Below are 16,615 nucleotides of genomic sequence, written 5' to 3' on the forward strand. Positions count from 1 at the left end.
TTACCCTAACTTAAACGCACATTAAGCTGGCATAAACAATAGCGTTTAACGCCATCCTATAAAAAGTCCCCTGCTAAATATTTATTCATGGCAAATGATAAAACACCGCAATTTACAAACAAATAAAAATACAATAAATACAACAAGTTATCTTTTTTTAAATTATAATAGCCAGCTATGAATTAATGCCCCCTTCAACGCTTCACACAGTGTTTACAGATGCTTAATTTGCACATTCAGACTTTTCTGGCTATATCATTTTTATATCGTCAAAACCAATACCTCTATTAATTACAGGGTTTTATACAACACAAAAATACAAATAAACGACATTCTCTCTCATGAGTAATTAGATTCGCTCTGATGTTGCCACTCTGGATTATGGCGGGCATCGTTCGCTCTAAAAAAAATAACGGTGAGTGCTGCGTAAATAACAGCAACTCCGCCGGGGGCGTGCTTTACCTTCCGCAAAGATGGCGCATCTTGCACGCCGTTCACGACAACTCTGCTGGAGTAATACCTAAATGAGCCAAATCTCTGTTATATCGAAACTCACTGGCGTGGAAACTACCACGGAAGGCACACAGGTTACGCTGAGCCATTCCTCTATCGTTGAGCTTCATGTAGAGCGAGCCGATGTCTCCCACTTCGCCCGCAGTGGTAACGATCTGGTGGTCACGCTGCATTCTGGCGAGGTCATTACCCTGAAGAATTTCTACGTCACCGACGCGGAGGGGGTGAGTCAGCTCGTCCTGGAAGAGAGTGACGGTGCGCTGTGGTGGATTGAAGATCCTACCGGGGCTGCTACCTACGAATCTATCGCCTCCACGGACGTATTACTGGCGGCCTCAGGCGGTGATACCGGTGGCGCAGCCATCTGGCCATGGGTACTCGGTGGTCTTGCTGTCGCAGGCGGGATCGCTGTCGCGGCAAGCAGCGGCGGCGGAGGGGGTGGCGACGATGATGATGACAATACGAACCCCGGCACGCCGGGCAATCCTTCCGATCCGGATACCACACCGCCAAATGCGCCTTCCAACCTTCAATTCTCCTCAGATGGTAAAACTGTCACAGGTACTGCTGAACCCGGCAGTACGATTACGCTGAAAGACGCGGACGGCAATCTGGTCGGCACGGGTAAAACCGGTAGCGACGGCAAATTCACCATTGTTCTGGGCACACCGCTGACGAATGGCGAGCAACTTACCGCCACAGCAACCGACTCATCAGGCAATACCAGCCAGGCCGGCCATGTTACAGCACCGGATACCACCGCACCCGATGCGCCCGATATCGTAATTGTGAATGACGACGTTGGCGGAGAAACCGGACCGCTGACTAACGGTCAGCGTACCGATGATGCCCGCCCCACCTTCAGCGGCATCGGCGAAGCAGGCAGTACCATCACCCTGTACGATAATGGTCAGCCGATTGGCACGACCAAGGTTGATGCCAGCGGAAACTGGACCTTTACCCCGGGTACAAATCTCGCTAACGGAAGCCATTCCATTACCACCACCGCGACCGACGCGGCAGGTAACACCAGCCCAGCCTCCGGCGCCGTGACCTTTGTGGTGGATACCGTCGCCCCCACAGCGCCAGCCATCACGCTCGTGTCAGACGATACCAATCCGGTCACCGGCTCGGTCAGTAACGGTGGTAGCACCAACGATCAGCGACCACAGCTTACCGGCACCGCGGAAGCCGGATCTACGGTCACCATTTATGATGGCGGGATCGCGATTGGCACCGCTGTCGTTGCCAGCAACGGCACCTGGACGTTTACCCCTTCGATCAATCTCAGCGAAAGCACGCATCAGCTCACCGTCCGGGCAACCGACGCCGCCGGTAACACCGGACCGGCTTCCCCGGTGTTCACCGTTACCATCGATCTCACCGCACCAACTGCGCCAACCGCCATCGTGCTGAACGATGAAACGGGTGCCATCAAAGGCGCAATTACCTCTGGCCTGTTCACTGATGCCGCTAAACCTGTTCTTGCAGGGAGAGGAGAGCCCGGTGGGACAATTACGATTTTTGATAACGGCGTGCCCATTGCGACCGTTAAAGTTCAGCCCAACGGCACCTGGAGCATCACACCGGACAAACCGCTGTCGGAGGGGGCTCACTCAATAACGGTGCAGGTCACCGACGCTGCCGGGAACCAGAGTGGGTTGTCGCAGCCAATCAACTTCATTGTCGATACCACGCCGCCGGAAACGCCCGACATCACGCTTAATCCGGCAGGCACGCAGATTACCGGCACTGCCGAGCCAAACAGCAGCATTGTCATCACCAGCAGCGACGGCACCATAATTGGCCGGACGACAACGGACGGCAACGGCAACTTCGTTGCCACGTTAACACCGGCGCAAACTAACGGCCAGCAGATCTCCGTGGTGGCGTCTGATGCTGCAGGTAACCAGAGCACACCTGCGACCGTCACGGCTACGGACACAACCCCTCCTGTCGCCCCCGGCAACCTTCAGGTGGCAGAAAACGGCCAGAGCGTCAGCGGCACGGCGGAGCCAGGCAGCACCGTCACCATTAAAGATCCTAACGGCGCGGTCATCGGTGAAACCACCGCCAACAGCGATGGCACCTTTACGGCGGTTATTAGTCCTGCACAGACCAACGGTGAAGTGCTGACGGTCGTGGCAACCGACGGCAGCGGTAACGCCAGCCTGCCCGCTACAGCCGATGCACCAGATACCACGGCGCCACTGGCTCCGGATAACGTTGTTGTCTCAGATGACGGTACCAAAGTGACAGGTACCGCAGAGCCTGGCAGCACCGTGACCATCCGTGAAAATGGCGTCACGGTTGGTGAGGCGAAAGCCAATGACGACGGCAGCTTCACCGTCACGCTGACCCCACCAAAAGCCAACGGTGAAACCCTGACCGCAGATGCCACCGATCCCGCCGGCAATACCGGGCCAACAACGCCTGCCATTGCGCCGGATATTACCGCCGCGCAAACGCCGGTTATCGTTTCAGTGGACGACGATGCCTCTGCCACTACGGGCCCTGTCGCCCAGAACGGGCTCACTAATGACCGGACACCAACCATAAACGGAACGGGCGAGCCTGGCACAACCATCACGCTCTCCAGCGGCGGCACGGTCATCGGCACGGTACTCGTTCCGGCATCTGGCGTATGGAGCATCACGCCATCCTCGCCGCTTGCTGATGGCGGCCACGTGCTGACGGCAACGGCAGTTGACGCCGCCGGTAACCCAAGCGGGCCATCAAATGCCTGGAGTATCACTGTCGACGGTACTGCACCCGAAGTACCGGTAATTTCGCAAGTGGTGGACGATGTTCAGGGAAGCACAGGTGCGCTCACCGCAGGTGCCATTACGAACGATCCAACCCCGACACTCAACGGCACTGCCGAACCGGGCTCAACGGTCACTATTCGTCTGGACGGTGTTGATATCGGCACCGCGCTGGTCGGTAGCGGCGGCGCGTGGACATTTACGCCAGGCACACCGATTGGTAACGGTGAGCATACCCTCACCGCCGTCACCACCGACACGGCAGGTAACATCAGCCTGCCGTCAGGCGGCTTCACCTTTACGGTCGATATCACCCCGCCACCGGCGGCGACCATCACAACCGTAACCGATGACGTCGGTGACGTTCAGGGCCCGCTCACCAGCGGCGACACCACGGATGACACGCAACCGTTGCTGCAGGGCAGCGCGCCGGCAGGTACGGTTATTACGCTTTATGATGGCAATACCCTGCTCGGTACCGCCACACTCGACGGTACCGGCGGCTGGAGCTTCACCCCTACCACCCCGCTCACCAACGGCTCGCACTCTCTGACGGTTCATGCGACCGATACCGCCGGGAATACGACCGTCTCCAGCCCGTTTGTGCTGGTGGTCGATACCGTGGCACCCGCCACGCCGGAGACGCCAGAAATCACCGTGAACCCTGACGGCGGCACAACAGAAACCCCGCTGAACCCGGGAGAGACCACCCGCGATACCACGCCGACGCTGAGCGGCACCGGCAATCCGGGCGATACCGTGACTATCTACAACGGCACCGACAAAATTGGTGACGCCGAGGTGGACAGCAACGGTAACTGGACATGGACACCGGATACCCCACTGGCCAACGGTACCTACGACATCACCCTGACCGTCACCAACAAGGACGGCGCGGGCAACGAAAGCGCCCCGTCCCAGCCGGTGACCATCACCATTGACACCGACCCGCCAGCTACGCCAGCAGCACCGGTGATTACGGACAGCGTCAGCCAGATAACCGGACCGGTTGCCGACGGGGAAACCACGAACGATCCGCGTCCGGTCCTGAGCGGCACCGGCACAGCGAACGATGTGGTTATTATTTATGACAGCATTAATGGTCAGCCTGCTACCGAAGTGGGTCGCGTCACCGTAGACAGCAACGGCAACTGGAGCTGGCGCCCTGACGCCAGCATTGATGAGGGAAGCCACGAATTTACCGCCACCGCCACCGACGAAGCCGGTAACGTTTCGGCGGCGTCACCGGGGATCACTATCACCGTTGATACCGTGGCACCTGATACGCCTGTCATTAGCGCCGTTGGCGGTAAGCCAGACGGTGGTGTTACCACGGATACTACCCCCGGTGTGGGCGGTACCGGCCCTGCGGGCGAAACGGTCATCGTCTATAACAATGGCGTTGAGGTAGGACGCGTCGAAGTGGGCAGCAATGGCGAGTGGTCTCTCGATCTTCCGACCCAGACTGATGGCCCACTCAACATCACCGTTGCGGCAGTCGATGCTGCAGGTAACGTCAGCGGCCTCAGCCCGGTCTTCACCGTCACCGTTGATACCACTGCGCCAGAAATCCCGCTGATTAACGCGGTGTCTGACAGCCAGCTCACAAGCAATGTGCTTTATACCCGTGATGGCACGCCGACCCTCACGGGCACCGGCGAACCGGGTACCACCGTTATCGTCTCCGTAGACGGTACAGCATCCACAGTGCCGGTAACGGTACAGTCGGACGGCAACTGGAGCTGGACCGCCGACAGCACGCTGACGGAAGGCCCGCATACCTTCACCGTCTCCGCGGTCGATCCGGCCGGCAATACGTCCGGTAACTCTGCACCGCTTAGCGTTAACGTCGATACTCTGGATCCGGCTGCTCCCGCGGTTACTGGCATAGCCGCTCAAGGTACTCCATTGACCGGCACCGCCGAAGCGGGGGCTACCATCACTGTAACCGATAACAATGGTAATGTTCTCGGTACAGGCGTAGCCACCGGTGGCACCTTCTCCATCGCGCTCAGCCCAGCCCAAACGGATGGCGCTGTGCTGACGGTGACCGCGACCGATGCCGCGGGCAACCTCAGTCCTGAGGCATCCTACACCGTCACCGGTACGCTGCCGAATCTTCCGGATGTGCCCATCATTACGGCGATTAACGATGATGAACCCCCTGTCACCGGCGACGTGAAAGACAAAACCACCAACGACATTACCCCGACACTCGTGGGTACGGCCGAAGCGGGCAGCATTATCACCATCTACCAGGACGGCATCGCGGTTCCGCTGATCAACGTGATTGCTGATGCGGACGGTAACTGGAGCTATACCCCACTGATTGCGCTGGGTGAAGGGCTGCACACCTTTGAAGTAACCGCGACGGTCGGGCTCTCGACCAGCGGCCGCTCGCCGGTTGCAACCGTCACCGTTGACCTCACCGCACCGGACACGCCGACCATTGGCTCAGTGATTGATGATGTCGGCCCTGGCACTGGTCAACTCACCAACGGGCAGACCACCAACGACAACCAGCCTACCCTTACCGGCTCCGGCACGGTGGGCGATATCATCTCCGTTTACAGCAACGGAAACCTGCTGGGTACCGCAGAGGTCGGCAATACGGGGACCTGGGTCTTCACACCGCCTGCGCTGGCGGAGGGCAATAACGTTCTGACCATCCGCGAGACCGACCCCGCGGGCAATGAAAGTGGTCTGTCGACAGGCTTCACCATCGTCGTTGATACGGTTTCCACCACGCCAGCGATCACCAACGTAACGGATAATGTGGGCAATGCTGCCACCACGATTGTGAGCGGCGATCGGACTAATGACGCCACGCCAACCCTTTCGGGGACGGCGGAAGCGAACAGCGTGGTGAAAATTTTCGACGGCGGTACCCAGATTGCCGTGGTCACGGCTGACGGCACCGGTGCCTGGACGTTCACCCCTGACACCGCGCTCGGCGAAGGGCCTCACGCCTTCACCGTTACCGCCACCGACCCACAGGGCAACGTCAGCCAGGTGTCTAACGGCTGGAACGTCGTGGTTGACCTGACGGCGCCAACGGTTCCAACGCTGGATACGGTTAACGACAATGCCCCTGGCGGCGTGACCGGCAACCTCACCAGCGGGCAAGTCACCAACGACACCACCCCGACGATCGGCGGCACCGGACAACCGGGCAGTACAATCCACATCATGAATAACGGTACGCAAATTGGCCTTGCGACCGTCGACGGAAGTGGTAACTGGACCTTTACCCCGAGCACGCCGCTGGGTGACGGCAACTATCTCCTTCGCGCCTACGCCACCGATGCGACAGGCAATGCGTCAGCAAACTCGTCGGTCTTTGCCTTTACCGTGGATGCAGCAGGCCCTGCTGCGCCACTGGTCAGTAGTGTGATTGACGACGTCGGCCCGGTCACCGGTACGCTCACTACCGGCAACAGCACCAACGACGCGCGTCCGACCTTCAACGGTACGGGCGAAGTGGGTGCCACAGTGCATATCATTGTGGATGGCAACGAGATTGGCACCGCGGTGGTTAATGCTCAGGGGAACTGGACCTACACGCCTGACACCGCCCTGAGTGACGGGCCTCATGCCATCACCTTCAATGCCACCGATGCGGCTGGCAACACCGGCAGCACGACGGCACCGTTTAACCTGACAGTGGATACGACACCACCGGCGGCACCGGCCATCACGACCGCGGGAGACAACGCAGGCAGCGTACAGACGCCGCTGACTTCCGGGCAAAGTACCGACGACACCACGCCAACGTTGACGGGCACCGCGGCAGCCAACGCCACGGTGACCATCTATGAGAACGGACAGCCGGTCGGCACCGCGCTGGCGGATGGCACCGGAGCATGGAGCTTTACGCCGTCATCAGCGCTGAGCAATGGCAGTCATACCTGGACCGCGACCGCGACCGACGCGGCGGGGAACGTCAGCCCGGCTTCGCCTGGCTTTACGCTGGTTGTTGATACCAGCGCACCCAATGCGCCGGTTATCAGCCAGGCCGTTGACGATGCGGGCAGCATCACCGGCCCGCTCAGTTCAGGGCAGACGACCGACGACACCGTGCCGCGGCTTGTCGGGACCAGTGAGCCGTTTGCGACTGTGAATATCTACGAAGGCACAACGCTTGTCGGAACGGGCACCGCGGATGCCAGTGGCAACTGGAGTATCTTGCTCACGACCACCTTAGCCACGGGCGCGCACAGCTTCACCGCGCAGGCCACGGATGCAGCGGGTAATACCAGCGTTTCGTCAGCGGCCTTTAGCCTGACTATCGACACGACGCCGCCAGCCCTGCCGGTGCTGAGCAGCATTGTGGATGATGTGGGCAATGCGGCTACGCCGGTTGCCAATGGCGGATTGACTAACGACGCGCAGCCTACCCTCACGGGTACGGCGGAAGCGGGCGCCACGGTGAAAATTTTCGATAACGGCGTCCAGATTGGTAGCGCGGTCGCGACCGGCGGGGCATGGAGCTTTACCCCTTCTCCGGCGCTGAGCAACGGGTCACACAGCCTGACCTTTACCGCCACCGATGCCGCGGGCAATACCAGCGCCCCGACCACCGCCTATGTGATCAACGTGGATGCCGCCGCGCCAGCTGCGCCGGTCATCAGTGCGGTTGTCGATGATGTCGGCAGCATCACCGGACCGGTAACCGGCAATAACCCGACTAATGACGCGCGTCCAGCGCTGAACGGGACCGCCGAAGCCAACGCGACGGTGCGCATCTATGACGGCACGACGCTTGTCGGCACGGTCACCGCCGATGCGAACGGCAACTGGACGCTACCGCAAACCACCACCACACTGACGGAAGGCACGCATAACTTCACCGCCACCGCCACCGATACCGCGGGCAACACCAGTACGCCATCGGCCACCACCACCATTACCGTGGATCTGACTGCACCGAACGTGCCGGCAAGCCTTGCCGTGATCACCAACGGTACGCACGTCACCGGAACCGCCGAAGCGGGTAGCACCGTTACCATCACCACCAGTACCGGAACAGTGCTCGGTACCGCGACGGCTGACGGCAGCGGAAACTTTAACGCGACAATCACGCCGGCCCAAACCAACGGTGAATCACTGCTGGTCTATGCCACCGATAAGGCGGGTAACGCAGGTGTCAGCACGTCGGTGATTGCCCCTGCAACGCCGGTGCCGAACGCACCGCTTATCACCACCATCAACGATAACGTCGGCACCGTCACCGGTAACCTGACCAACGGTAAAACCACTGACGACACCACGCCAACCCTGAGTGGTACAGCCCTGCCAGGCACCACCGTCACGCTGTATAACAACGGCGTGTCGATGGGAACGGCAGTGGCAGATAGTTCAGGCAACTGGACCTTCACCACCCCGGCGTTAAGCGAAGGCTCCCACGCCTTTACCGCCACGGCGACGAACAGTTCGGGCACCAGCCCGGTCTCTTCCGCCACCAGCGTGATTGTCGATCTGACGGCACCAACGGCCCCAACCGGAACCTTTAACGCTGACGGTAGCGTATTGACCGGTAACGCGGAGGCAGGCAGTACCGTCTCTATCCGTCTTGGCGATGGCAGCACGGTGACCACAATCGCGGGCAGCAACGGCACCTACAGCTATACCTTCCTCAATAAACAGACGGAAGGTCAGACGCTGCAGATCACCGCCACCGATGCCGCAGGTAATACGTCGCAGCCCGGCTCAGCCCTCGCACCGGTCGTCCCGCTCTCCGCCAGCAATAACGTCGAAGAGCTGGATATCAGCACCACGGCCACCGTCACCAACAGCCAGTACAGTGATTATGGCTTCCTGCTGGTGGGTGCCGTAGGCAACGTCCTCACGTTGCTGGGTAATGATACTGCTCAGGTGGACTTCACGGTGGGCAGCGGCGGCAATGCAGATATTGTGGTGAACGCCAATGCCACGGGTGCGGTACTCTCCCTGCTCAATACCCTTGAGCTGGTGGTACAGCGCTGGGACAGCGTCAACGGTACCTGGACTACCGTCGTGGATACCGGACAACCCCAGTTTGCCGATCTGCTGACCCTCGGGGCCACCGGCGTATCGCTGAACCTGACCGGGCTGGCGAACGGCGACTACCGGGTGCTGAGCTATAACACTAACCTGCTGGCGACCGGCTCCTACACCAGCCTCGATGTGGCGGTGAAAGAAACCAGCGCCGGTACCGTGACGGGCGACACCAGCCTGAACGGTAACGTAATTCTCGACGCCGACCCGACCGCGGGCAGCGACAACGCACCGGCAGGCACTACTGTCTCTGCTGTCACCAACGCACTGGGTGTCACCACCAGCGTGAACGCCGACGGCACGGTTGTTCAGGGCCAGTACGGTACGCTGACCATTAACCGCGATGGCAGCTACACCTACAACCTGACCGACACCAGCGCCTCGGTCGTAGGCCGGACAGAGAGCTTCACCTACACCATCACCCATAACGGCGTCAGCGCGTCGGCGAACCTGGTACTGTCGCTGGGTGCCGGTACTACCGCTAACGGTATTGTGGCGGTGGATGACACGGCCTCGCTGACCTTTGACACCTCGGTCCATGAAATCAATAACGGCACCTCGTCGCAGGGCGGCTTTACCGTGGTGGGGATCAATCTCGGCAACACGCTGGGGCTGAACCTGCTGGACGATCTGAGCAATCCGATCATCTATAACGTGGAGGAAGGTACCACCCGCACCATGACCATTCAGGCTTCCGTGGGCGGTGTGGCGCTGGCGTCGGTATTCGACCTGTATGTCTACAAGTTCAATAACGCGACGCAGACCTTCGAGCAGATGCGCGTCGAACCGGGCTGGCTGCGTGCGCCGTTGCTGGGCGGTACCTCGTCTCAGCTGACGCTGAACCTGCCTGCCGGGGAGTACCTCTTCCTGCTGAATACGGCTGCAGGGATCACCGCCCTGACCGCCTACACGCTGAACGTGCTGGAAGATCATGTCTACAGCGTGTCGAGCGTGGGCGAGACCACCACCGGAGATGTGCTGGATAACGATGTCGCAACCGGCGCGGTGGTATCAGAAGTGAACGGCGTGGCGGTGAACAGCAGCGGCCTGACCGACATTCAGGGGGAATACGGCACGCTGAGCATCAATGCGTCCGGACAGTACACCTACACCCTGAAAGCCGGTGTGGGTGCTGACGCGATCAGTACGCCGGATACGTTCGTCTATACCATCACCGCACCAAACGGGGCGAAGGATACAGCATCGCTCAACATCACCCCAACCGCGCGGGCGATGGATGCGGTCAACGATGTCAGTACCGCGATGGACGTCACCTCAGTGCATCACACGACGACCTACTCGGATACCACCGTCGGGACGGCCAGCTGGACAACCGCGCTGCTGTCATCAACCCAGGGCAGCGGGAGCGGAACCTTCGTGGTGGATCCGAACACCGCGCTGCATAACGTGTCGCTGCACTTTAACGTGGCATCGCTGCTGGCATTGGGCGGCCTGACGGTGAACTGGTCAATCAGTGACGGTTCGAATGTTGTTCGCAGCGGCTCCTTCAGCGGCGGTTCGCTGTTGGGTGGCAATATCGACATCGCGCTCTCCGGGCTGGACCTGAATGCCGGAACCTATACGCTGAGCTATACCGGTAGCGTACCGGGGCTCAGCGTGGGGAACATTACCATTACCCCAAGCGTGAACGGCACCACCTACTCGCTGACCCAGTTCGACTCTACCAGCGGCCACACCGTTGACGGCAACATCTTCGATGGCACCGACTCTGCCGGGGCGATGGATCAGTTGCATTCGGTGGATACCCGCCTCAGCGTGACCGGCTACAACGGCGTGACCACCACGCTGGATCCGTACACCGGCAGCGCAACGGTCAACGTTGTCGGCCATTACGGCACGCTGGCAATTGCTGCGGACGGCCACTACACCTACACCCTCAACACCGGGGTGTCGCTCTCAACCATCACCTCGAAGGAGACCTTCAACTACACCCTGACCGATGCCGACGGGAAAACAGACAGTGCCACGCTGACCATCAATATGGCGCCGCAGTTCATCAGCTCGGAACATAACGACGTCATTACCGGCACCGCCTACGGCGACACCCTGATTTACCAGGTGCTGAACGCCACCGCAGGCAACGCCACCGCGGGCAACGTCAGCAGCACTGCCGGCGATCACTGGACCAACTTCTCGCTCACGCAGGGGGACAAAATCGATATTGGCGATCTGCTGGTGGGCTGGAACGGGAGCAGCTCAACGCTCGGTAATTATCTGCATGTTACTAATAGTAATGGCAATACCGTGATCTCCATCGACCGTGATGGTTCAGGGAGCACCTACACTAATACGACGCTCGTGACGCTGGATAACGTCCAGACCACCTACGACGAGTTAGTGAACCAGCAACACATCGTTACCTGATAGCACCTGCACAAATGACCCGGGCGCACAGCGCCCGGGCATAAACAATAAAGCAGTACATTTTTATTAGGGATAAGACATGGGAATGAAGATGCCTTACTGGTGGCTCTCGTGCTGCCTGATATCTGTGCCCGCCCTCTCCGCGACGCCGGCGGCGATGATCAATACCGGACAACTCCGTGAAACGCAGGAACTCCCCTCTCTGAATGGCCGCGTGGCACCTGTCGTCGGCAAGGCTGCCCCCGGCACGCTGCAGCTTGGCGAAGCCGTCAACCGCGCCGTCACCTGGCACCCGGCCATCAGTGAAGCCGTGGGGAAACTCTACCAACAAAGCGAAGAGGTGGACGTCGCCAAATCGAAATACTATCCGCAAATTAATGCCGGCATGGATAACGGTTATACCCATGACGGCGACGATAATGGCTTTACCCCGTCGCTGGTCCTCTCCCTCTCACAAATGCTGTACGACTTTGGCAAGGTGGCAAGCCAGGTGCGTGCGGAAAGTGCCGGCGTCGCCCAGCAGCAGGCCAACGTGCTGGTCAGCATCGACACCATCGCTCACGATACCGCCATCGCGATGGTGCAGGTGCAAACCTGGCAGCAAATGGTCGACACCGCCAAAGAGCAGCTTGAGGCGCTCTCTTCGATTGGTACCCTCACCCGCCAGCGTAATGACGAAGGCGCCACCTCACTCTCTGACGTGGTGCAGACCGATGCACGTATCGAAGGCGCGCGCGCCCAGCTGATGCAGTACCAGGCCAGCCTCGACAGCGCCCGTGCCACGTTGATGAGCTTTCTTGGCTGGAACACCCTCAACACGATCAGCAACGATTTTCCACAAAAGCTGGCCCGCAGCTGCGACATTGCCGAGCCGGACGATCGTCTGGTCCCGGCAGTATTAGCCGCCTGGGCGCAGGCTAACGTCGCCCAGGCCAATCTCGACTACGCCGACGCCCAGATGACACCGACCGTCTCGCTGGAGCCGGAGGTGCGCCACTACCTGAACGAACGCTATGCGGGTAACGAAACGCGGGATCGCACCCAATACTCTGCATGGGTGAAAGTGCAGATGCCGCTCTATCAGGGCGGCGGCCTCACCGCCCGGCGTAATGCCGCAGGCCACGCGGTAGAAGCCGCACAGTCCACCATTCAGCGCACCCGCCTCGAGGTACGCCAGAAGCTGCTGGAGTCGCGCAGCCAGGTATTAAGCCTGCTGAGCACGCTGCAGATTCAGGGCCGTCAGGAGGCGCTCAGCGCCCGCACCCGTGAACTCTATCAGCAGCAATATCTGGATCTGGGTTCTCGCCCGCTGCTCGATGTGCTTAACGCCGAGCAGGAGGTCTATCAGGCGCGTTTTACCCAGCAGCAGACCCTCGGACAGTTGCACCAGCTGCAGCTCAACTGCCTCTATAACACCGGGCAATTGCGTCACGCGTTCGATCTTGATAACCGCACCATCCAGACCGTGGAGATCCAGCCATGAAGCAACGCGATATCCCGCAAGGTGAGACCATGACGGATGAGGCCCTGGCGCAGTGGGCGCAGGCCTTTGGTTTTGTCGCCACGCGCTACCGCGTCGCCTGCTCCCCCGGTGCGCTGCTCGCGGGCGCGCCGTGGCTAAAAGGCAAACCGATGGTGCCCGCACTGACTCAGCTGGCCCGTGAAGCAGGGCTGTCGTTTCAGCTGCTGACGGCGGATCAGCAGGCGATCAACAGCTGGCGTCTGCCGGTCGTGGCGGCAATGAACGACGGCAGGATCGGCGTGATCGAACATTTCGATGGCGACGATACGCTGGAGGTCAGCTTTTTCGACGATCAGACCTACACCAACCGGCTTTCGATGACCGCCATGCTGCCCGCCATCCGCCACGTCATTGCCCTGCGTCCACTGGCCGCGCTGAAAGACAGCCGCGTGGATGCCTATATTTCGAAATACCGTCCGGACTGGCTTTACCGGCTGGTGATGCGCGACTTGCGCCCCTACAGCTGGGTGATGCTCGCCGCGCTGTTCATTAACGTCCTGTCCCTGTCGGGGATTGTCTTTTCCATGCAGGTGTATGACCGGGTGATCCCCGCGCAGTCCTACCCGACGCTGTATGTCCTGACCATCGGCGTGCTGATCGCCACCCTGTTTGGCTTTGTGCTGCGCGTGGCACGCGGGCACATTATGGATCTGCTGGGCAAACGCTCCGATCTGCGCGTATCGGATCGGGTCTTCGGTCACGCCCTGCGGCTGCGCAACAGCGCTATCCCTCGCTCGACCGGCAGCTTTATCTCCCAGCTACGCGAGCTGGAGCAGATCCGCGAGATGGTCACCTCCTCCACCATCTCCACAATTGTCGATCTGCCCTTCTTTTTCCTGTTCGTGGTGGTGCTGGCGATCATCGCTCCCCAACTGGCGTGGATCGCACCGGTCGCCGCGGTGATCATGGTCCTGCCCGGTCTGCTACTGCAGAAAAAGCTGGCAGAGCTCGCGAAGCAGTCGGCGCACGAATCCACCCTGCGCAACGCCGTGCTGGTGGAGAGCGTGCAGGGGCTGGAGGACATAAAGCTGATGCAGGCGGAAAACCGCTTTTTGCAGCAGTGGAACAGCTACATCCAGATCACCGCTGAATCTGGCTTGCGCACCCGTGAACTGACCCAGAACCTGATCAGCTGGGGAATGACTATTCAGAGCCTGGTCTATGCCGGGGTGATCGTGGTCGGTGCGCCGATGGTGATCGACGGCACGCTGACGACCGGTTCGGTGGTCGCCGCCTCGATGCTGGCCTCGCGCATGATCGCTCCGATGGCCACGCTGTGCGGCGTGCTGGCGCGCTGGCAGCAGGTCAAAGCGGCGAAAGAGGGACTGGACAGCATCATGCAGCTCCCCACAGAAAACCAGCGTGAGGAGACGCCGATCCGCCAGGACGTACTGCGCGGTCACTATCTTTTCGAGCAGGCGCAGTTCCGCTATCACCCGGAAGATCCGCGCATGGCTCTGCGCATTAACCGTCTGGAGATTAAGCCAGGTGAAAAAGTGGCGATCCTCGGGCGTAACGGCGCCGGAAAATCGACCCTGCTGCAGGCGATGGCGGGCGGAATGGATCTCGCCGGCGGTGAATTGCGGCTCGATAACTTCAGCCTCCCGCACCTCGATGTCGCCGATGTCCGGCGTAACGTCGGCTTTATGACCCAGAACGCCCGGCTCTTTTATGGCACCCTGCGCGAAAACATCACCCTCGGTATGCCGCGCGCCACCGATGAGGCGATTTTCGAGGTGCTGGAGTTAACCGGCGCTGCGGGCTTTGTGCAGAAACTGCCGAAGGGTCTGGACTACCCGATTATGGAGAACGGCGTGGGGTTATCCGGCGGCCAGCGGCAATCCATTCTGCTGGCGCGCATGCTGCTTCGCGACCCCAATATTGTGCTGATGGATGAACCGACTGCGTCGCTCGATGAGCACACCGAGCGGGAATTTATCCAGCGTCTGAGCGCCTGGCTTGGCAACCGCACCCTGATTGTCGCCACGCATCGCGTGCCGGTGCTGGAACTGGTGGAGCGGGTCGTGGTGCTCAAAGAGGGAATGCTGGTGATGGACGCGCCGAAAGCACAGGCACTGAACAACAGCCGCATGCAACAACAGCAGCAGCAGGCAGCAACCGGAAGGGAGTGGAAAAATGAAAATCAGTCAGCGTGACGTCGCCGCAATGGACGACCTGGACAATGCGCTCGACTCAGAAAGCGGCTACACCGGTGCGCGGCGGATTGTTATCTTCTCTTTACTGATGTTCGTGGTACTTGGCGTCTGGGCGTGGTTTGGCGTGCTGGATGAAGTCTCAACCGGCACGGGCAAAGTGATCCCCAGTTCGCGCGAGCAGGTTTTACAGTCGCTCGACGGGGGGATCCTCACCGAGCTGAACGTCCATGAGGGTGACCAGGTGCAGGCCGGACAAGTGCTGGCGCGGCTCGATCCCACGCGTTCAGAATCTAACGTTGGTGAAAGCGCGGCGCGCTACCGTGCCTCGCTGGCCTCCAGCGTGCGACTGTACGCCGAGGTAAACGATCTGCCGCTGAAATTTCCCCCTTCGCTGGCGAAGTGGACCGATCTGACCGCCGCCGAAACCCGGCTCTATAACTCACGCCGTGCGCAGCTGGAAGATACCCAGCGGGAGCTGCGTGCGGCATTGGATCTTGCGAATAAGGAGCTGGCGATCACTCAGCGTCTGGTGAAAACCGGCGCCGCCAGCCACGTGGAGGTACTGCGCCTGCAGCGGCAGAAAAGCGATCTGGAGCTGAAACTCACCGACGTGCGATCCCAGTACTATGTTCAGGCCCGCGAGGCGTTATCCAAGGCCAACGCTGAAGTGGATATGGTCTCGGCGATCCTCAAAGGCCGCGAGGATTCAGTGACCCGCTTAACGGTGAAATCTCCGGTGCGCGGGATCGTGAAAAACATCAAAGTCACCACCATCGGTGGCGTCATCCCTCCTAACGGCGAGATGATGGAGATTGTACCGGTGGACGATCACCTGCTGATCGAAACCCGTCTCTCCCCGCGCGATATCGCCTTTATCCACCCGAATCAGGAAGCGCTGGTAAAAATCACCGCCTACGATTATGCCATTTATGGAGGGCTGCACGGCGTGGTTGAAACCATTTCGCCGGACACCATTCAGGACGAAGCCAAGCCGGAGGTGTTCTATTACCGGGTATTTATCCGCACCAGCCAGGATTACCTGGTGAATAAAGCAGGCAGGCACTTCTCAATCGTGCCGGGGATGATTGCGACGGTGGACATTAAAACCGGTGAGAAAACGGTACTGGATTACATGATCAAGCCGTTCAACCGGGCGAAAGAGGCACTGCGAGAGCGCTAATCACTGGCGGTTTGTTTGTCCGGCCCTCTGCCCGTGGAAGAGGGCCGGAGTCATGGCA

At 60.0% G+C, this 16,615-nt stretch carries 4 protein-coding genes; all 4 read left to right on the top strand.

Features of this window, described 5'->3' with window-relative positions; all coding sequences use genetic code 11:
- Nucleotides 1–524: 524 nt before the first annotated feature.
- The 4 genes from AB6731_RS19355 to AB6731_RS19370 all read left to right on the top strand — a co-directional run bounded on the left by AB6731_RS19355 (nt 525) and on the right by AB6731_RS19370 (nt 16,557).
- Nucleotides 525–11,699 (top strand): BapA/Bap/LapF family large adhesin, encoded by an 11,175-nt coding sequence (locus tag AB6731_RS19355; protein WP_371006678.1) that lies wholly within the window; start codon nt 525–527, stop codon nt 11,697–11,699.
- Nucleotides 11,700–11,778: 79 nt separating this feature from the next.
- Entirely contained in the window at nt 11,779–13,182 is a 1,404-nt protein-coding gene (locus AB6731_RS19360) for a TolC family outer membrane protein (protein ID WP_014171284.1), read from the top strand.
- Nucleotides 13,179–15,377, top strand: a complete 2,199-nt coding sequence (locus AB6731_RS19365; RefSeq protein WP_219372348.1) for a type I secretion system permease/ATPase — start codon at nt 13,179–13,181, stop codon at nt 15,375–15,377. The genes AB6731_RS19360 and AB6731_RS19365 overlap by 4 nt, the downstream gene beginning before the upstream one ends.
- A 10-nt stretch (nt 15,378–15,387) precedes the next feature.
- On the top strand, nt 15,388–16,557 hold the full coding sequence (locus AB6731_RS19370) for an HlyD family efflux transporter periplasmic adaptor subunit (RefSeq protein ID WP_333061739.1): 1,170 nt from the start codon (nt 15,388–15,390) through the stop codon (nt 16,555–16,557).
- The last annotated feature ends 58 nt before the right edge of the window (nt 16,558–16,615 follow it).

Source organism: Enterobacter sp. RCC_40 (assembly GCF_041360735.1).
GTDB classification, from domain to species: domain Bacteria; phylum Pseudomonadota; class Gammaproteobacteria; order Enterobacterales; family Enterobacteriaceae; genus Enterobacter; species Enterobacter ludwigii.